The 18,420-nt window shown below is 65.6% G+C and carries 19 protein-coding genes; 14 read left to right on the forward strand and 5 right to left on the reverse strand.

Features of this window, described 5'->3' with window-relative positions:
• Window positions 1–6: 6 nt before the first annotated feature.
• Window positions 7–882 (reverse strand): substrate-binding domain-containing protein, encoded by an 876-nt coding sequence (locus V6X73_RS03845; RefSeq protein WP_367958918.1) that lies wholly within the window; start codon window positions 880–882, stop codon window positions 7–9.
• Window positions 883–980: 98 nt separating this feature from the next.
• Between V6X73_RS03845 and V6X73_RS03850 the strand changes: the two genes are divergently transcribed.
• The 12 genes from V6X73_RS03850 (at window position 981) to fnr (ending at window position 10,929) form a co-directional block, all read left to right on the forward strand.
• The gene (locus tag V6X73_RS03850; protein ID WP_367958917.1) at window positions 981–1,676 is read left to right on the forward strand and encodes an ABC transporter permease; all 696 of its coding nucleotides are present in this window, start codon (window positions 981–983) and stop codon (window positions 1,674–1,676) included.
• Entirely contained in the window at window positions 1,676–2,452 is a 777-nt protein-coding gene (locus tag V6X73_RS03855; protein ID WP_367958916.1) for an ABC transporter ATP-binding protein, read from the forward strand. Before V6X73_RS03850 ends, V6X73_RS03855 begins: the two co-directional genes overlap by 1 nt.
• Window positions 2,445–3,257 (forward strand): substrate-binding domain-containing protein, encoded by an 813-nt coding sequence (locus V6X73_RS03860; protein ID WP_367958915.1) that lies wholly within the window; start codon window positions 2,445–2,447, stop codon window positions 3,255–3,257. Before V6X73_RS03855 ends, V6X73_RS03860 begins: the two co-directional genes overlap by 8 nt.
• A gap of 142 nt (window positions 3,258–3,399) precedes the next feature.
• Entirely contained in the window at window positions 3,400–4,671 is a 1,272-nt protein-coding gene (glyA, locus tag V6X73_RS03865) for a serine hydroxymethyltransferase (protein WP_367958914.1), read from the forward strand.
• A 3-nt stretch (window positions 4,672–4,674) separates the two neighbouring features.
• Window positions 4,675–5,160: a transcriptional regulator NrdR gene (nrdR, locus tag V6X73_RS03870; RefSeq protein ID WP_367958913.1), complete on the forward strand. Its 486-nt coding sequence runs from the start codon at window positions 4,675–4,677 to the stop codon at window positions 5,158–5,160.
• Window positions 5,157–6,272 carry a bifunctional diaminohydroxyphosphoribosylaminopyrimidine deaminase/5-amino-6-(5-phosphoribosylamino)uracil reductase RibD gene (gene ribD / locus V6X73_RS03875; RefSeq protein WP_367958912.1) on the forward strand — a complete coding sequence of 372 codons (1,116 nt, stop codon included), beginning with the start codon at window positions 5,157–5,159 and terminating at the stop codon, window positions 6,270–6,272. The genes nrdR and ribD overlap by 4 nt, the downstream gene beginning before the upstream one ends.
• Window positions 6,273–6,929, forward strand: coding sequence for a riboflavin synthase (locus V6X73_RS03880; RefSeq protein WP_367958910.1), 657 nt, complete (start codon window positions 6,273–6,275; stop codon window positions 6,927–6,929).
• A 2-nt stretch (window positions 6,930–6,931) separates the two neighbouring features.
• Window positions 6,932–8,071, forward strand: coding sequence for a bifunctional 3,4-dihydroxy-2-butanone-4-phosphate synthase/GTP cyclohydrolase II (ribBA, locus tag V6X73_RS03885; protein ID WP_367958909.1), 1,140 nt, complete (start codon window positions 6,932–6,934; stop codon window positions 8,069–8,071).
• Window positions 8,072–8,148: 77 nt separating this feature from the next.
• Window positions 8,149–8,610 carry a 6,7-dimethyl-8-ribityllumazine synthase gene (gene ribH, locus V6X73_RS03890; RefSeq protein ID WP_367958908.1) on the forward strand — a complete coding sequence of 154 codons (462 nt, stop codon included), beginning with the start codon at window positions 8,149–8,151 and terminating at the stop codon, window positions 8,608–8,610.
• Window positions 8,607–9,059, forward strand: coding sequence for a transcription antitermination factor NusB (nusB, locus tag V6X73_RS03895; protein WP_367958907.1), 453 nt, complete (start codon window positions 8,607–8,609; stop codon window positions 9,057–9,059). Before ribH ends, nusB begins: the two co-directional genes overlap by 4 nt.
• An 8-nt stretch (window positions 9,060–9,067) precedes the next feature.
• Window positions 9,068–10,024 (forward strand): thiamine-phosphate kinase, encoded by a 957-nt coding sequence (gene thiL / locus V6X73_RS03900; protein ID WP_367958906.1) that lies wholly within the window; start codon window positions 9,068–9,070, stop codon window positions 10,022–10,024.
• A gap of 128 nt (window positions 10,025–10,152) precedes the next feature.
• Entirely contained in the window at window positions 10,153–10,929 is a 777-nt protein-coding gene (gene fnr, locus V6X73_RS03905) for a fumarate/nitrate reduction transcriptional regulator Fnr (RefSeq protein ID WP_367958905.1), read from the forward strand.
• 22 nt (window positions 10,930–10,951) lie between these two features.
• Here the strand turns inward: fnr and sufT are convergent, their stop codons facing one another.
• Entirely contained in the window at window positions 10,952–11,503 is a 552-nt protein-coding gene (gene sufT / locus V6X73_RS03910; protein ID WP_367958904.1) for a putative Fe-S cluster assembly protein SufT, read from the reverse strand.
• Window positions 11,504–11,630: 127 nt separating this feature from the next.
• Between sufT and V6X73_RS03915 the strand changes: the two genes are divergently transcribed.
• Window positions 11,631–12,932, forward strand: a complete 1,302-nt coding sequence (locus V6X73_RS03915; protein ID WP_367958903.1) for an aspartate aminotransferase family protein — start codon at window positions 11,631–11,633, stop codon at window positions 12,930–12,932.
• A 60-nt stretch (window positions 12,933–12,992) separates the two neighbouring features.
• Here the strand turns inward: V6X73_RS03915 and V6X73_RS03920 are convergent, their stop codons facing one another.
• Both V6X73_RS03920 and V6X73_RS03925 read right to left on the reverse strand, forming a co-directional pair.
• Window positions 12,993–14,432 (reverse strand): NAD-dependent succinate-semialdehyde dehydrogenase, encoded by a 1,440-nt coding sequence (locus tag V6X73_RS03920; protein ID WP_367958902.1) that lies wholly within the window; start codon window positions 14,430–14,432, stop codon window positions 12,993–12,995.
• 35 nt (window positions 14,433–14,467) lie between these two features.
• Window positions 14,468–15,451 carry a D-2-hydroxyacid dehydrogenase gene (locus V6X73_RS03925; protein WP_367981401.1) on the reverse strand — a complete coding sequence of 328 codons (984 nt, stop codon included), beginning with the start codon at window positions 15,449–15,451 and terminating at the stop codon, window positions 14,468–14,470.
• 173 nt (window positions 15,452–15,624) lie between these two features.
• Here V6X73_RS03925 and V6X73_RS03930 point away from each other — a divergent pair, with 173 nt between their 5' ends.
• A complete protein-coding gene (locus V6X73_RS03930; RefSeq protein ID WP_367958899.1) occupies window positions 15,625–16,830 on the forward strand; it encodes a pyridoxal phosphate-dependent aminotransferase in 1,206 nt (401 codons plus the stop codon).
• 28 nt (window positions 16,831–16,858) lie between these two features.
• Here V6X73_RS03930 and V6X73_RS03935 read toward each other — a convergent pair whose 3' ends face one another.
• Window positions 16,859–18,403, reverse strand: a complete 1,545-nt coding sequence (locus V6X73_RS03935) for a GNAT family N-acetyltransferase (protein ID WP_367958898.1) — start codon at window positions 18,401–18,403, stop codon at window positions 16,859–16,861.
• Window positions 18,404–18,420 lie beyond the last annotated feature (17 nt).

The raw sequence follows: 18,420 nt of genomic DNA on the forward strand, positions 1-18,420 counted from the left end.
AAGCGCTCAGGCGTTAAATAGCACCCGGGTGCATTCGCTAAGGTCGTATCCGCCCATGGCCGCGGCGGTCTCGCGAAAGCGCTCGGTGGCGGTGAAGGCGAGCAGCCGCTGGATAGGGGTTTCAAAGTAATTGCGCCGTTTCATCGCCAGATCCATGGGCTCTTCGATCAGTGCAATGAAATCCAGCCCGTGCCGGCGGGCCGCCGCCTCGATGGCCAGGCCGCAATCGGCCCGGCCGCTGCCCACCTCGACGGCCACCGCGTCCTCATCCAGCGCCGCGTGGCCCGGTCGGGGGGGCGGCGGCGGCTGAACACCGGCCCGGTCGAGCAGGTACAAAAGCAGCGCCTGAGCCCCGGCCCCGGGTTGACGCTGGACCACCCGCAGATCGGTGCGTCGAAGGTCTTCGATGCCGCGGATCCCCAACGGGTTGCCGGGGGGCAGCACCAGGCCCTGGGTGCGCTTGGCCCAGCGCAGCATGATCAGATCCCGCATGCCGCCAAGGCCGCAATGGGCCGGGTCATTGAACCGCCCGGTCGTCGAATCGATGACATGCAGGCCCACCAGTTGAGCCCGGCCGTCGAGCAGCCGGGTGATCCCGTCACCGCTGCCGTTGCATAGCTGGGCGAGCTCGGTCTCGGCTTCGCGCAGCGCCCAGTCCAGCAGCGGATCCGAGCTGCCGGCATAGACCGCCGGGGTGTTGGCATCGAGGGCCTGGTCGCCTTCGAGGTGTTTCATCACCCAGAGGTCGATGGCCTGACGGGGGAAGACCAGCTTGCCCGTCACTCGGGCATAAGGGATGGCGCCCTGGCTGACCAGATCGTAAATCTTGCGCTCTTTAAGACGCAGATATTCGGCAACTTCCGCGGTTGTCAGCAAATCCATCGTGCATTCCTATGCATGTAACTGCATCAATTTCCATGACCGGTATCGCTTTTCAGCATCATACCTAGACTGATGATGGATGCGGGAGGAGAGCGACATTGCTTGATGCGTTTGCCAGCGCCCTGGCGTTAATCGCCACGGTGGATGCCGAACTGGCCGGTATCGTCGGCCTGTCACTGCGGGTGAGCCTCTCGGCGGTGTTTTTTGCCGGCCTGCTGGCATTGCCGGTGGGCGCGGCGGTGGCGCTTTTCCACTTTCCCGGCCGCAGCGCGGTCATCGTGCTTTTGAACGCGCTCATGGGGCTGCCGCCGGTGGTGGCCGGACTGATGATCTATCTGCTGCTCTCGCGGGTCGGCCCGTTGGGACCGTTGGGGCTGCTGTTCACCCCCACCGCCATGGTGATCGTCCAGAGCCTTTTGATCTTTCCCATCGTCGCGGCGCTGACCCGCCAGATCATCAGCGATCTGTGGGAGGAGTACCGCGAGCAGCTCACCTCACTGGGTGCCGGGCGGCTGCGGGCCATTCCGACGTTGCTCTGGGACGGGCGCTACAGCTTGATCACCGCATTGCTGGCGGGGTTCGGCCGGGCGGTGGCCGAGGTGGGGGCGGTGCTCATCGTCGGCGGCAATATCGCCGGGGTCACCCGGGTGATGACCACTGCCATTGCGCTCGAGACCAATAAAGGCAATCTCACCCTGGCCCTGGCGCTGGGCGTCATCCTCATAACGTTGACCATCATCATCAACGGCCTGGCCTACGGGTTGGGCCAGTTTGCGCGGCGGCGCATCGGTTGATGGGCGCGGTGGTTCGCACCCTGCCCATCCGGCTCGAGGGCGTCGCCTTCGAGCACGGTGCAACGCGCCTGCTCGGGCCGCTGGATCTGACCTTCGAGGGCAGTCAGCGGACCGCGGTCATGGGGCCCAACGGGGCGGGTAAAAGCCTTTTGTTGCGGCTCTGCCACGGGCTGATCGCGCCCACCGCCGGGCGGGTGCGATGCGGCGTGGCCGGCGCGCCCACCGACCCGCGGGTCCGGCGTCGGCAGGCCATGGTATTTCAGCGCCCGGTAATGTTGCGCCGCTCGGTCAAGGCCAACGTCCTCTACGCCCTGAACCGGCGTGGCATCAAGGGTCGCGATGCCCGGTCGAGGGCCGATGAGGCGCTTTCCATGGTGGGTCTGCAGGGGCTGGAATCACGGCCGGCGCGCGTGCTCTCCGGCGGCGAGCAGCAGCGCCTTGCCCTTGCCCGAGCCTGGGTGCTGCAACCCGAGGTGATGTTCCTCGACGAGCCCACCTCGGCGCTGGATCCGCAGGCGGCCCAGGCGGTGGAGTCGACCATCCAGCGCTTCCACAAGCGGGGGACCCGCATCGTGCTGACCACCCACAGTCCGGGTCAGGCCCGGCGCCTGGCGGATGAGATCGTTTTCATGGCCGACGGCGGCGTGGTTGAGCGCGCCGAGGCCGAGGCTTTCCTGACACGACCGCAAAGCCGTCAGGGCCAGCAGTTCCTGGCCGGTGAGCATACCGTCTCGCCGGCCGTTCACCCCAGAAGAGAGGATCGCCACCATGAGTAGATACAAACTTGTTCGTTGGGCCGTGGTACTGGGCATGGCGCTGGTCGTTTCGCTGGCCCATGCGCAGGATCGCGGGTTTATCACCATTGCATCGACCACCTCCACCGAGAACTCCGGGCTTTTCGAGTCCATCATCCCGCAGTTCGAGGACGAGACCGGGATCGAGGTGCGGGTCGTGGCCGTCGGCACCGGCCAGGCCCTGCGCATCGGCTGCAATGGCGACGCGGATGCGGTGCTGGTTCATGCCCCGGCCGCCGAGCAGCAGTTCATCGATGATGGCTGTGGCGTTGATCGGCGCGAGATCATGTACAACGACTTCGTGGTCATCGGCCCGGGCAGTGACCCCGCTGGCGTGGCCGATGCCGACAGCGCCACCGAGGCGTTCGGCATCATCGCGGATGCCGAGGCGCCCTTTGCCTCGCGCGGCGACGACAGCGGCACCCACAAAAAAGAATTGGGCATCTGGTCCGAGGCCGGCGTGGACCCCTCGGGCAGCTGGTATCGCGAGCTGGGCTCGGGCATGGGTGCGGCGCTGAACACCGCCGCCGGCATGGATGCCTACATCATGGCCGACCGCGGGACGTGGATCAGCTTTGATAACCGGCAGAATCTGGAAATCCTCTTCGAGGGCGATCCGATTCTGTTCAACCAGTATGGCAGCGTGCTGGTGAACCCCGAGGCCCACGACGTCAAGCATGACCTGGCCATGGTCTGGCACGACTGGCTCGTCTCCGAGCAGGGCCAGGCGGCCATCGGTGCGTATCGTCTGCGCGGCCAGCAGCTCTTTACCCCCAACGCCGAGTAAGCCCTGCGCTGATCGGCTGCCAACCGCCACCCGACCGCCCGGTCGGGTGGCCTTTTACCCGCCGCCGGGCGGCATGCAAGCGAATGTCGAATCCTTTATCATGAGAGGTTATTTCGAACCCGCCCGTCAAAGAGGATCAGGCATGTATTCCACCGACATGACCGTCGCCGGATTCGACCCGGCGCTTGCCGACGCCATTGACCGCGAACGCCAGCGCCAGGAGGCTCATATCGAGTTGATCGCCTCGGAGAACTACGCCAGTCCGCGGGTCCTCGAGCTGCAGGGCAGTGTGCTGACTAACAAATACGCCGAGGGTTATCCCGGCAAGCGGTATTACGGGGGCTGCGAGTTCGTGGATATGGCCGAAAACCTGGCCATCGAGCGGGCCAAGGCGCTGTTTGGCGCCGATTACGCCAACGTCCAGCCCCACTCCGGCTCAAGCGCCAACCTGGCGGTGTTCATGGCGCTCGCCAACCCCGGTGACACCCTCATGGGCCTGAGCCTCGACCATGGCGGGCATCTCACCCACGGGGCCAAGCCCAACTTCTCGGGCAAGATCTACAACGCGGTCCAGTACGGCATCGACCCGGACAAGGGCGAAATGGACTACGACGCTATCGAGGCGCTGGCCCACGAGCATCGGCCCAAGATCATCGTCGCCGGCTTTTCGGCCTATTCACGGGTGGTGGACTGGGCCCGGTTCCGTGCCATCGCCGACGCCGTGGGGGCCTGGTTGGTGGCCGATATGGCCCATATCGCTGGCCTGGTGGCCGCCGGGGTCTATCCCAGCCCCGTGCCCCACGCTGATGTGGTCACCACCACCACCCATAAAAGCCTGCGCGGCCCTCGGGGCGGGTTGATCCTGGCGCGGGAAAACCCTGATGTCACCAAAAAGCTCCAGTCGCTGATCTTCCCCGGCACCCAGGGCGGGCCGCTGATGCATGCGATCGCCGCCAAGGCGGTTGCCTTTCTCGAAGCCCAGGATCCGGGTTTTCGCACCTATCAACAGCAGGTCATCGCCAACGCCCGTGCCATGGCCGAGACGGTCATCGAGCGCGGCTACAAGGTGGTCTCCGGCGGCACGGACAACCACCTTTTGTTAATGGATCTGGTGGACAAGGGCATTACCGGCAAGGCCGCCGACGCGGCCCTCGAAGACGCCCACATCACGGTGAACAAAAACACCGTCCCCAACGATCCGCAGTCGCCATTCGTCACCTCGGGGCTTCGGATCGGCACGCCGGCCATCACCACCCGGGGCTTTGGCGAAGTCGAGAGTCGTCAGCTGGCCGGCTGGATCTGCGATGTGCTGGATGACATCGATAACACCGCGGTCCGTGACCGGGTGCGGGATCAGGTCACCGAGATCTGTGCCCGGTTTCCGGTCTACGAGGCGTTGCAGAGCCGGATCTAGCCCATGCGTTGTCCTTTCTGCCACACCCAGGACACCCGGGTGGTGGACTCCCGCCTTGCCAGCGAGGGGGATCAGGTCCGCCGCCGCCGGGCCTGTGTTGGGTGTGGCGAGCGCTTTACCACCTACGAGGGTGCCGAGCTTGTCATGCCCCGGGTGGTCAAACGCGACGGGACGCGGGTGCAGTTCGACGAGGCCCGACTGCGCACCGGCATGATGCGCGCTCTGGAGAAACGGCCGGTGGCCACCGAGGACGTCGAAGCGGCCATCAGTCGTATCCGCCAGCGCATGCAGGCGCTGGGTGACAGCGAGGTGTCCGCGAGCACCGTCGGGGACTGGGTGATGGAAGAACTGCGCCAGCTCGACGAGGTGGCCTATGTGCGCTTTGCCTCGGTCTATCGCAGTTTTCAGGACGTCTCGGCGTTTCGCGAGGTGATCGAGGGGCTGGAACATGGCGATGCGCCTTTCATCGACTCCGGTGAACGCTCTTGAGCGGCTTCAGTGCCAGTGATCACGCCTGGATGAGCCGCGCGCTGCAGCTCGCCGAGCAGGGGCGGTGGAGCTGCGATCCCAACCCGCGGGTGGGTTGTGTGTTGGTGCGCGATGGGGTGTGCATCGGCGAAGCCGGCCATCGCCGGGCCGGCGAGGATCATGCCGAGATCCGCGCCATCGCCGCGGCCGGGGGGGATACCGCCGGGGCCACCGCCTACGTCACGTTGGAGCCCTGCAGCCATTACGGGCGCACGCCACCCTGTGCCGATGCCCTGATCGAAGCGGGCATCGCCCGGGTGGTGGCCGGTGCCACCGACCCCAATCCGCGGGTGGCGGGCCGTGGTCTCGAGCGACTGCGCGAGGCGGCCGTCGCCGTGGCCTCGGGGCTGATGGCCGCGCAAAGCGAGGCGCTCAACCCGGGGTTTTTCCGGCGCATGCGCGGCGGACTGCCGTGGGTCCGCGCCAAGCTTGCCGCCAGCCTGGACGGGCGTACGGCGATGGCCTCGGGCGAGAGCCGATGGATTACCGAGCCACCCGCCCGGCGGGATGTGCACCGCTGGCGGGCGGCCAGCTCGGCGATTGTCACCGGCGTGGATACCGTCATCGCCGATGATCCGGCATTGACGGTGCGGGATGTCGATGGCGAGTTTCGCCCGCCCCGGCGGGTGGTGATCGATACCGATCTGCGCACACCACCGGATGCCGGGCTTCTGGCCGATCAGCAGGGCGTGGTGCTGATCCACGGGGGCACCATGCCGGCCCGCGAGACCGATCTTGTCCATGCCGGCGCCGAGCTCTGGCAGGTGGCGACCGACGAGGACGGCCATGTCGCACCGGCGGCGGCCCTCGAGGCCCTGGCCGCGGCCGAGATCAACGAGGTCTGGCTCGAGGCCGGGCCACGGCTGACCGGCGCCTGGGTCCAGGCGGGCGTGGTGGATGAGCTGATCATCTATCTGGCGCCCCATTTGATGGGGCACGAAGGCCAGCCACTGCTGGCGCTGGCCGGCCTGGCGTCGATGGATGACCGGCTTGCGCTGCGGCGCACCGACAGCCGCTGGGTCGGCGAGGACCTGCGTTTGACCTTTTGTCTGCACGACGACGAGGACGTTTGAATGTTTACCGGCATCATCCAGGCCTGCGGCGCGCTTCGCTCAACCCGCGAGATGGGCGGAGACCGACGCCTCGAGTTCACCACCGCAGGGCTTGATCTGGACGGAGTCAAACCGGGTGACAGCATCGCCGTTAACGGCTGTTGCCTCACCGCGGTCGAGCTGGGGGCCGGGCATTTTGCCGCGGATGTCTCTCAGGAGAGTCTCGATCGCACCACCCTCGGATCACTCAAGCCCGGCGACCCGGTCAACCTCGAGCCGGCGCTCACCCTGGCCACCCCCCTGGGCGGGCATCTGGTCAGCGGGCATGTGGACGGCGTCGGCGAAGTGGTCGATGTGAGCCCGGCGGGGCGGTCCCAGCGCTGGCGGTTCCGGGCCCCGGCGTCGCTTGCCCGCTACATTGCCGAGAAAGGCTCGATTGCCATCGAGGGCATCAGCTTGACCGTCAACCAGGTCGAGGGTCCGGAATTCGAGGTCAACATCGTCCCGCACACCGCGGCGGTCACCAGTCTGGGCCAGTATCGCCCGGGCCAGCCAGTGAACATCGAAGTCGATCTGCTCGCCCGCTATCTTGAACGCCTGCTCGAGTCCGGCCACAGCGCCGCCAGCGACGGCGTAAGCGAGGCATTGCTGCGGCGAAGCGGTTTTCTCGGGGGCTGATTATGGCATTCAACGACATCGAAGAGATCATCGAAGCGCTGCGTGACGGGCGCATGGTGCTGATGCTCGATGACGAGGACCGGGAGAACGAGGGCGATCTGTTGATGGCTGCCTCGATGGTGCGGCCGGACGATATCAACTTCATGGCCCGGTACGGTCGGGGGCTCATCTGTCTGACCCTGACCCGCGAGCGTTGCGAGCAGCTGCGACTGCCGCTGATGGTGGCGAGCGGCGGTGATCACCAGGGGACCCGCTTTACCCTGAGCATCGAGGCGGCCAGTGGTGTGACCACCGGCATCTCGGCAGCGGACCGGGCCCGCACCGTTCAGGCCGCGGTCGCGCCGCAGGCGACGCCGGAGGATCTCATCCAGCCGGGGCATGTCTTCCCGTTAATGGCCCAGCCGGGCGGGGTGCTGACCCGTGCCGGCCATACCGAGGCGGGCTGTGACCTGGCCCGGCTGGCCGGGTTCGAACCGGCGGCGGTGATCGTCGAGGTGCTCAATGAGGATGGCACCATGGCGCGCCGCGATGATCTGCTGGCCTTCGCCCGATCGCATGACATCAAGATCGGTACCGTGGCCGATCTCATTGCCTATCGGATCCGCAACGAGCGTACCGTCGAGCGGGTGGCCGACTGCGAGCTGCCCACCGAATACGGCCGATTCCACCTCTACGCCTATCAGGACCGGGTGGACGGGGCGCTGCATTTCGCGCTGTTGCGCGGTCAGCCGACGCCGGATAATCCCGCCCTGGTGCGGGTGCAGGTCGAGAACACGCTCTCGGATCTGTTCGGGGCCACCGCCCCGGATCAGACCTGGTCGCTCAAGCAGGCACTCGAGGAAATCGGCGGCAGCGAGGCCGATCCCGCCTGCCTGATCATGCTCCGGCAGGCCAGCGACCGGGACGAGGTACTGGCGCGCGTCCGCGAGTTCCAGGCGCTCGCCCGCAGCGGCGAGATGATGCCCGAGCCGCGCTCGGCCAGTGAACAGAGCCAGGCGCTTCGGACCTACGGTGTGGGCGCCCAGATCCTCACCGATCTTGGCATCCACCGGATGCGGGTGCTCTCCTCGCCCAAGATCATGTACGGCTTGAGCGGTTTCGGGATCGAGGTCGTGGATTACGTCCAGTCCGCCGGGGAGTGAGCCCGGCGGTTGAGGTTTCAACTTGCCGCCCGGCGGTTTAGTCTTGCCGCAGGCGATCAACAGACAACGGAACCGACATGAAAACCCTTGAAGGTGATTTTACCGCCAGCAATGCACGGATTGCCGTGGTGGCCACGCGATTCAATGACTATATCGTCAACGCCTTAGTGGGTGGCGCCGAGGATGTGCTGCGTCGTCACGGCGTCGCTGACGAGGCGTTGACGCTGATCCGCGCGCCCGGCGCCTGGGAGATGCCATTGGTGGTCGACCGGGCGGCGGCATCGGGTCAGTACGACGGCATCGTCGCACTGGGCTGCGTGATCCGTGGCGGGACGCCGCATTTTGACTATGTCGCCGGCGAGTGCGCCAAGGGCCTGGGACAGGTCATGCAGCAACGCAGCCTGCCGGTGGCCTTTGGTGTGTTGACCACCGACACCATTGAGCAGGCCATCGAGCGGGCCGGCACCAAGGCCGGCAACAAAGGCGCCGAAGCGGCCATGTCGCTGCTCGAGATGATCAGCCTCTTGCGCCAACTGTGAGGCCCGGCGAGGCGAAGCGGGCCCGCGCAAGAGCCCGGCGCCGGGTCCTTCAGGCGCTTTATCAATGGCAGTTGACCGGCCACGAGCCGGTGGCCATCGAGCGCCAGTTCCTGGGGGATCATCGACTCGGTCGCATGGATCTTGAATTCTTCTCGGAGGTTTTCCGGGGGGTCACCGCCCAGGCCGAGACGCTGGATCAGGCCTTCGATGCTTACCTCGACCGACCGGCGCGAACCCTTGACCCGGTGGAACTGGCCCTGCTGCGACTGGGCAGCTACGAGCTGCGCGAGCGCCTGGATGTTCCCTATCGGGTGTGCATCGATCAGGCCGTGGAGCTTGCCAAATCCTTTGGCGCCGAGCAGAGCCATCGTTACATCAACGGCGTCCTTGACCGCGTCGGCCAGGCGGTCCCGCTGCGGCGGGCCGAGCTTGACGCCCAACGAGGCTGAGCCCGCGCATGGCCGGTTGTGGTGAATTCGATCTCATCCGGCAATACCTCACCGGGTTGGGCGCCGACCGCGGCGATGTGACTTACGGAGTGGGCGATGACGCCGCCATCACCTGCCCGCCGGCATCAATGCCCGCGGTGCTGGCGCTGGACACGCTGGTCGCCGGGGTGCATTTTCCGCAAGACCTGCCGGCAGCGGCGGTGGGCTATCGGGCCCTCGCCGTGAACCTAAGCGATATGGCGGCGATGGGCGCGACACCGGCCTGGGCGTTGCTGGGGCTGACCCTGCCGGCATCCGATGCCGACTGGGTGGCGGCGTTTGCCGGGGGGCTGGATCGGCTCGCCCGCCTCAACAACGTCGCCGTTGTCGGCGGCGATATCACCCGCGGGCCTTTGACCATCAGCCTGCAGATCACCGGATTCAGCCCCGCTCCCCTTCGTCGTGACGGCGCCCGGCCAGGGGATCGGGTCTGGGTGTCGGGGCGGCCGGGCGATGCCGCCGGTGGGCTTGAGGTATGGCAGTCGGCGCACCGTCAGACCCCGCGCTGGCAGGGCCTGGTGCGGGCGTTTGCCGAACCCCGGCCGCGGATCGCTCTTGGGCAGGCGCTGCGTGGCATTGCCTCGGCGGTCATCGATGTCTCGGACGGTGTGCTGGCGGACGCCGGGCATATCGCCGAGGCCAGCCAGGTTGCCCTGCAGCTCGAGTCGACGGCGCTGCAGCCGTCGGCGCGGTTACGGGCCTGGGCGGGTGCCGCGGCAGGGCAAGATCTGACCCTGGCCGGCGGTGACGACTACGAGCTGCTTTTTACCGCCCCGGACGAGGCGGGACCGGTCATTGGACAGGTCGCCGGTCAGACCCGGACGCCGGTCCGCTGCATTGGCCGGGTTGTACGGGGTGCCGGAGTGGACTGGGGCGGGCAGAACGCCGATGCGGCGGCCAGGGGCGGTTATCGGCATTTTGACTGATCATTGACCCATCCCGCGGCGGCCATCGGCATTTTGTATTGGCATCATCGCGGTCTGGTGGATTACCCTCTGGCCCGTCTGGGGCAACAAATGGGGGCTGGCTCGAACGGCCAGCGACACAACCGGCGATGACTGGCTCGACCCGTTCGGACTTTCGTATCTCGACCCTGCGCCAGGCCTGCACCCACTGCAGCCTCAATCAGCTTTGCCTGCCCATGTCGCTCAGCGAGGCCGATATCGAGCAGCTCGATGCCATCGTCGAGCGCCGCAAGCCCCTGGACCGCGGGGGGCATCTCTACCGGGCGGGCGATTCGTTCCGGGCCATTTATGCGGTGCGCTCCGGTTCGCTCAAGACCTATACCACCGCCGATAACGGTGAAGAGCAGGTGACCGGTTTTCATCTGCCCGGCGAATTGGTCGGGCTGGATGCCATCAACAGCTGGGTCCACCCCTGCGGGGCCTCGGCGCTTGAGACCACCAGCGTCTGCGAGCTGCCCTTCGAGGAGCTCGAAAACCTGGCGGCGGACATCCCGGGGCTGCAACGACAGCTTTTCCGGTTGATGTCACGCGAAATCTTTGCCGATCAGGAGATGCTCTTCGCCATGGCCCGCCGTTCGGCCGAGGAGCGCCTGGCGATGCTGCTTTTGAGTTTTTCTGACCGGTTTGGCCGGCGCGGGCTGTCGCCAAGCCGGTTTCGCCTGCCCATGGCCCGCACCGAGCTGGGTAACTACCTGGGCCTGGCACCCGAGACCATGAGCCGGCTTTTCCGACGCTTCCAGGAGCAGGGGTGGCTGGAGGCCGACGGCCGCGAGATCAACCTGCTGGATGTGCCCACACTTCGCGAGCTCAGCGGCCGCGGCGGCGAGGAAGCCGCCGGCGGGCAGTGTCACCCCGTCCCGGAGTGAGTCCACGTCGCTACGGCCGGGACTACATCATGCCGGTCTGGAGCTTGGCCGCCTCGGACATCATCTCGAAGCTCCACGGCGGATCGAAAACGATCTCGACGTCGACTTCATCTACCGTCGGCACCTGGCGGACCTTCTCGCGTACGTCATAGGCGATGATGTCGCCCATGCCGCACCCGGGTGCGGTGAGGGTCATGTCCACTTCGACCGCCCGGCTACCATTGGCCTGTTCGCGGATTTCGCAGCGATAGACCAGCCCCAGATCGACGATGTTCACCGGGATCTCCGGGTCGAAGCAGCGCCGCATCTGGTCCCAGACCAGCTGTTCGACATCGGCGGTGGAGGCGTCATCCGGCAGCTCCGGGGTGGGTTCGGGTTCTTTGCCGATGGCGTCGGCATCCTTGCCGTCGATACGAAAGAGATTGCCCTGGATATAGACGGTATAGCTGCCCCCGAGGGCCTGGGTGATCATGCCCTCGGCGCCCTTGGGGATGATGCCCGTGTCACCGGCGGGGATCAGCGCGGCCTCGCAATCGCGCTCGAAAACCACCGGTTCGTTGCTTTGCATTGCCATGGTGAATCCCTCGTCCCGTCCACTTGTCAGACAGAATAACACCCGCGAGGCGGTCCGCCGAGACGGGAGGAAAAGCCATGCCGACTCGCGTATGCTGGGTCGGGAATTCTCTAGCCAGGAGGCTGTCATGAACGACAACGTCCACCATCTCTCGCCGCTGCTGCGCCAGTCCAGCGACATCCTGGTCGAGCGCGCGCAGGGGATGTATGTCTACGCCGAGGATGGCGGCAAGTACATGGATTTCGCCTCGGGGATCGGCGTGCTCAGCACCGGCCATTGTCATCCCCGCGTGGTCGAGGCCGCCAAGGCCCAGATCGACAAGGTGGTCCATGCCCAGTACGCCATTATGAAGCATCGGCCCATCCTCGAGCTCTCGGACCGGCTGGTGGAACTGCTGCCGGATCAAATCGACAGTGTGTTCTTCTCGAACGCGGGTACCGAGGCGGTAGAAGCCTCCATCCGGCTGGCACGCCAGGCCACTGGCAAGCCCAACATCATCGCCTTTAGGGGCTGTTTCCACGGCCGGACCATGGGCTCGCTGTCGACGACAAGCTCGAGTGCGGCGGTGCGCCAGGGGGTCCAGCCGTTGATGGGCGGGGTCGTGACCGCGCCGTTTCCGGATACCAACTGGTATGGCATGAGCGAGGACGAGGCGGCCGATTTTGCCCTTCGCGAGCTCGACTACATCCTGCAGGTGCAAAGCACCCCCATGGAGACCGCGGCCATGCTCATCGAGCCCATCCAGGGCGAGGCGGGCTATATCCCGGCCAACACCAAATACATGCAGGGCCTGCAGGAGCGGTGTAACAAACACGGCATCCTGCTGATCATGGACGAAGTCCAGTCCGGCAACGGGCGGACGGGTCTGATGTGGGGCTACGAGCATTTCGGCGTCGAGCCGGATGTGGTGGTCTCGGCCAAGGGCGTGGCAAGCGGTTTTCAGCTCTCGTTCATGGCCGCCCCGGCCGAGCTTATGAGCAAGGCCCTGCCCGGCTCCCAGGGCGGGACCTATGGCGGCAACGCGGTGGCCTGTGCCGCCGGCCTGGCGACGCTGGATGTCATGCGCGACGAAAAGCTGGTGGAAAACGCCGCCGAGCGTGGCGAACAGCTGCGTGCGCGGCTCGAGGATGTGCAAAGCCGGCATCCGGAAATCGGTGCGATCACCGGTCGTGGATTGATGATCGGCACCCACCTGGTGGATGCCCACGGCAAGCCCGATGGTGACCGCGGCATGAAGATGCTCAAAGCCTGTGAACGGTTGGGGCTTTTGATGATCCGCTGCGGTCCCTGGGGCGGCAACGTCATCCGCTGGATCCCGCCGCTGATTGTCACCGCCGAAGAGATCGACTGGGCGGTGGATCAGTTCGAGGCGGCGCTGGTCGAGACCGGCGACGGCAGTGGCCAGGAAGGCATGCGTCGGACCGGCTAACCCGCCGGCCAACAGCGCCCGCATGCAAAGGCCTGGTTCAGCCCGGGCCTTTTTTTTGGGCTAACCCACCGGCACGGTCTGTGCCTCGGTGAACTCGAACAACCCCTCCAGGCCGCCCTCGCGGCCGTAGCCGGACTGCTTCATGCCCCCAAACGGTGCCTCGGGGGTGGGGCCCGAGCCGGTATTCAAAGCGGCATGGCCAAAGTGCAAGCGGCTGATGATCTGCTGGCCGCGCGTCTCATCGCCGGTAAAGACATAGCAGGCCAGACCAAAGTCGGTGTCATTGGCCAGCGCCACGACCTGGTCATCATCGGTGAAGGTGATGATGGGCACCAGCGGGCCGAAGGTCTCTTCGCGATAGCAGGCGGCGTGGGATGGCACACCCAGCAGCACGGTGGGCGGGTAGAAGGTGCCGGGCAGCCCTGCGGCATCGCCCTGGTAGATCTTCTCGGCGCCCTTGTCGAGGGCATCTTCGACGTGCCGCGCCACCTTGGCCACGGCCTTTTCGTCGATCAACGGCCCCAGTTTGGTGTCCGGGTCCATGCCGTCGCCGACGGTCAGCGATTGGACCCGGTCGGCCAGTTTGTCGGCGAAGGCCGCGGCAACGGATTGGTGGACGAAGATGCGATTGGCGCAAACGCAGGTCTGCCCGCCGCCGCGAAACTTGTTGCCGATGAGCTGATCGGCGGCGTGGTCGAGATCGGCATCGGCAAAGATGATGTACGGGGCGTTGCCACCCAGCTCCAGGGCAAGGCGCTTGATGCCGGGGGCGGATTGCTGGATGAGTTCGCGGCCCACTTCGGTCGAGCCGGTAAAGCTGATGACCCGCACCGCGGGTGCGTCGAAAAGCGCCTGGGTGATCGGGCCGGCGCTGCCCATGACCAGGTTGGCCTTGCCGGCCGGCAGCCCCACCTCGCGCTCGAGCAGCGTGAAAAGCGCGATCATCGTCAGCGGCGTTTTGGACGAGGGTTTAATGACACTGGCGCAGTCCGCGGCGATGGCCGCCGAGAGCTTCTTGGCGATCATGCCGATGGGAAAGTTCCAGGGCGTGACCAGCCCGACCACACCGGCGGGCCGGTGGTACACGGTCCAGCGGCACCCCCGCGGTTGCTCGTCGAGGGTCCGGGGGTCGAGGGCATCGATGTGCTCGGCGGCGTAGCGGAAAAACCCGGCTGCATAGTCCGCCTCGCCCTGGGCCTCGGCCAGTGGCTTGCCGTGCTCGGCGCAGAGGATGCGCCCGATCTCTTCGCGATGGTTGGTGAGGCTCTCGGCGATGGCGTTCAGCCAACCGCGCCGCGTCTCCCGGTCCGCCGGCGTGGCCTGGGCCGATTCGGCGGCGGCAATCGCCCGCTCGGTCTCGACCGCATCCATCGAGGCGACGTCTGCCAGATGGCCATTGTCAACCGGGTTGGTGACCGCGAGGGTCTTGCCGCTGTCGGCCATCACCCATTGACCGTTGATATAGCCGCCGAGGGTGGGGAGGAGGGGAGATTCGATCATGAAGGGCCTCGTGTGGTTTCTGTCGGTGGCACGGCCTAGCGCCCGGCGGCCGAAAAGCCGCTTTGCTTGTCGACCGGGTTGTTCAGGGCTTCGCCGGCCTGCCAGCGCCGGAAGTTGTCGATGAACTGCTCGGAAAGCGCCCGCTTCCAGCCAATGAAATCGCCCGCCATGTGGGCCGAGATAGCGACATTGGGCAGCCCCCAGAGGGGATGATCAGCCGGCAGGGGCTCTTGCTCGAAGACATCCAGTGCTGCGCCATCAATCTCGCCGTCCTGCAGCGCGGCGAGTAGTTCATCGGTTTTGACAATCGGCCCGCGGCCGATGTTGATCAGCCGTGCGCCGGGCGGCATGGCCTTGAACTCGGCGGCTCCGAAAAGCCCCTCGGTGTCGGCGGTAAGCGGCGCGGCGATCACGACAAAGTCATAATCCGGCAGCAAAGAGAGCAGATCGGCCTGGGCGTAGATGGCGGTAAAATCCTCATCCCCGTCGCGGGCCCGGCGGCCGACCCCGTCGACCTCCATGCCGATCGCCGAGCAGGTGCGGGCGATCCGCCGGCCGATGGACCCGGCGCCGACGACCAGCACGCTGCGGCCCGCGACCGGTTCGGTCTCGCGATGCTGCCACTGTCGGTCCTGCTGCAGCCGGTAGTTGCCGGCAAAGTCTTTGCAAAAGCTGATGATCTGGCCAAGGACGTATTCGGCGATGCAGCCATCGAAAATCCCCCGGGCATTGGTTACCGGGATGGCGCTGTCACGGATTTCGGGGATCATCAGTGCATCAACGCCGGCGCTGGTGGCGTGGATCCAGGCAAGCGCATCCGCCGCTGGCCAGGCATCGGCGAGGGCGTCGGTGCGAAAATCGGTGACACACAGGATCTCGGCACCGGGGAGTGTCTCGCGCAGTCCGGCGGCATCATCGGCGCGCCGCAACTCGGCCTCGGCTTCCAGCGCCTCGAACCCTTCCGGAATGGGCTCATCGGGTGCCGTCAAGACGACGATTGTCGGCCGGGATGCGGACATGGCCTGATCTCCAGTGGGTCGAGCGGAATTGCAGCGACGTTAAACACCCCCGGGGCTCGCCGTCAACTGCGTCAGCATGCGCTTTGCGGGGCTTGACCGGGTTGACCTGCCGGTCTAGCGTCGGCGTGTTTTCTGTCTTCATCCGACTTGTGTATCAGCCAGGAGGAAAATCCATGGTCAACCCGGTGGAAATGGATCAGGGCGATCAGGCCGAGGGACCGCTTTTCAGTCCGTCGCTGCAAGCCATTCCCATGCCCGGTATCCGGCGGATGATCAACACCGCCGCGGGGATGGACGACGTGATCCATCTGTCCATCGGTCAGCCGGATTTCCCGACCCCGCCGCATATCGTGGATGCCCATATCGACGCCCTGCGCGATGGGTTGACCGGCTACACCATGGATGCCGGGCTGCCCGAGCTGCTCAGCGAGCTGGCCCGCTACTACAGCAAGCGCTATGACCGCGAGCTCACCGAGGACAATTTCCTCATCACCACCGGTGCCACCGAGGCCATGTATCTGGCGCTCACCGCCACGGCCGCGCCGGGTCGGCAGTTCATCGTCACCGATCCGACCTTTCTGCTCTACGCACCGCTCATTCGCATGAACGGCGGCGAGGTCAAGCTCATCCCGACCCGGCCCGAGCACGGCCACCAGATCGACCCCCAGGAGGTGATCGATGCGATCGGGATGCGCACCTTTGCCATTGTGCTCAACTCGCCGAGCAATCCCAGCGGGGCTGTCTACCCGCGCGAGACCATCGAGGCGATCGTCCAGGAGGCGGCCTATCGCGGGGTGTATGTCTTTGCCGACGAGGTCTATGACCACATCCTGCTCGAAGAGGGCATGGAATTTCCCAGCGTGATCAACTGCACCTCGGATCTCGACCATGTGATGTCTATCTCGAGCTTTTCCAAGACCTTCAGCATGGCCGGGTTCCGGATCGGCTGGATGATCTCCAGCCAGGGGGCAATCAAGAAACTGCGGCGTTATCACATGTTTACCACCACGGTGGCGAGTACCCCGGCGCAGTGGGCCGGTGTGGCCGCGCTGCAGGGGGATATGGCCTGTGTCGATGAGATGAATGCCGAGTACCGGCGGCGCCGCGACCGGGTGGTGGAGCTGGTCAGCGAGACCCCGCATCTGACCGGTTACGTCCCCCAGGGGGCCTTTTATATCTTCCCCTCGCTGCCGCCGCGCACCGATGCCACCGATCTGTCGCTGCGCATGCTCGCCGAGACCGGTGTCTGCGTGATCCCGGGCGATGCCTTTGGTGATACCTGTGGCAATGCCATCCGCATCAGCTTTTCCAACTCGATGGAAAATATCGAAGCGGCGTTCGCCCGAATGCAGCCCTGGTTGGCGCAGCAGAAGTTCTAGCCACGGGGGATACCGCCGGCCGGTGGGGTCAGTCCTCCAGCCAGTGGACGCGGTAGAGGTCCAGGCGTCGATCCTTGGCGTTCTGGACCGACCCTTCGGCGCGCAACTGCTTGAGCTTGTCCATGTCCAGATCCACCACCAGGGTCATTTCGGTGTTGGGCGTGGATTCGCTAACGATGCCGTCGTGGGGGAAGGCGAAATCCGAGGGTGAGAATACCGCCGCCTGGGCATACTGGATTTCGATGTTCTCCACCCGTGGCAGGTTGCCCACGCTGCCGGTGATGGCGACATAGCATTCGTTTTCGATGGCCCGGGCCTGGGCACAGCGCCGGACCCGGAGATAGGCGTTTTTGGTATCGGTCCAGAACGGCACGAACAGGATCTGCATGCCCTGGTCGGCCAGCAGCCGGCAGGCCTCGGGAAATTCCACGTCATAGCAGACCAGGATGCCGATCTTGCCCACATCGGTGTCGAAGGCCTTGAGCGCGTCACCCCCCTGGACCCCCCAGTAGAAACGCTCATCCGGGGTGGCGTGGAGCTTGTAGTGGTTGTCGATGGTGCCGTCCCGGCGGCAGAGATAGGCCACGTTGTAGAGCGCGTTGTCATCGTAGACCGGCATCGAGCCGGCGATGATGTTGATGTTGTAGGACACGGCCATGCGGCTCATGGCATCGGTGATTTCGCCGGTATACTGGGCCAGCCCCCGCATGGCCTCGGCGGGATCCTCCTGGTTGAACTGCGCGAGCAGTGGCGCATTGAAAAGCTCCGGGAAGAGGATGAAATCGCAGTTGTAGCCGGCCATGGCGTCGACGAAGAACTCGATGTTGGTCATCAGGTCCTCGAAGTTGGTGACCCGCCGCATCTGCCACTGCACCGTGCCGACCCGCACCATGGACTTGCGCCCACCGATCAGCGGCGTGCGCTCGCTTTCGTAGAAGATGTTGTCCCACTGCAGCAGCGTGGCGTAGGCACGGGATTGCTGATCCTCGGGCAGATACGCGGTGATCACCCGGCGGACATGAAAGTCGTTGGCCAGCTGGAACGAGAGGATCGGGTCGTAGAGCTCGCGGCGCTTGACCAGGTCGATGTACTCTTCGGGCTTCATCTCGGCGGCGTGCTCGCGATAGCCGGGCATGCGGCCGCCGGCGACGATGGCCCGCAGATTGAGGCTGCGGCAGAGCTCTTTGCGGGCGTCGTAAAGCCGCCGGCCAAGGCGCATGCCGCGGTATTCGGGATCGACGAAGATATCCACGCCGTAGAGCACGTCGCCGTTGGGGTCGTGGTTGGTCAGATAGCCGTTGCCGGTGATTTCGTTGTATTTGTGCCGGTCACCGAAGCGGTCATAGTCAACGACCATCGAGATGGCGCCGGCCACCACCCGGCCGTTGTCCTCGATGCAGATCTGGCCCTCGGCAAAGCGATTGATCTGGGCAGCGAACTGTTTGCGCGTCCACGCCCCGCCCAGATCCGGATAGACCTGATCCATGATGTGTCGGACATCGGCGTAATCCGCCAGGCGCAGATGCCGCAGCCGGAGCCGATGTTCTTCGCCGCTGCCATCCTGTTCTGTCATGGCGGCGAGGATATCAT

Origin of the sequence: Spiribacter pallidus (assembly GCF_040838495.1) — a bacterium.
GTDB lineage: Bacteria > Pseudomonadota > Gammaproteobacteria > Nitrococcales > Nitrococcaceae > Spiribacter > Spiribacter pallidus.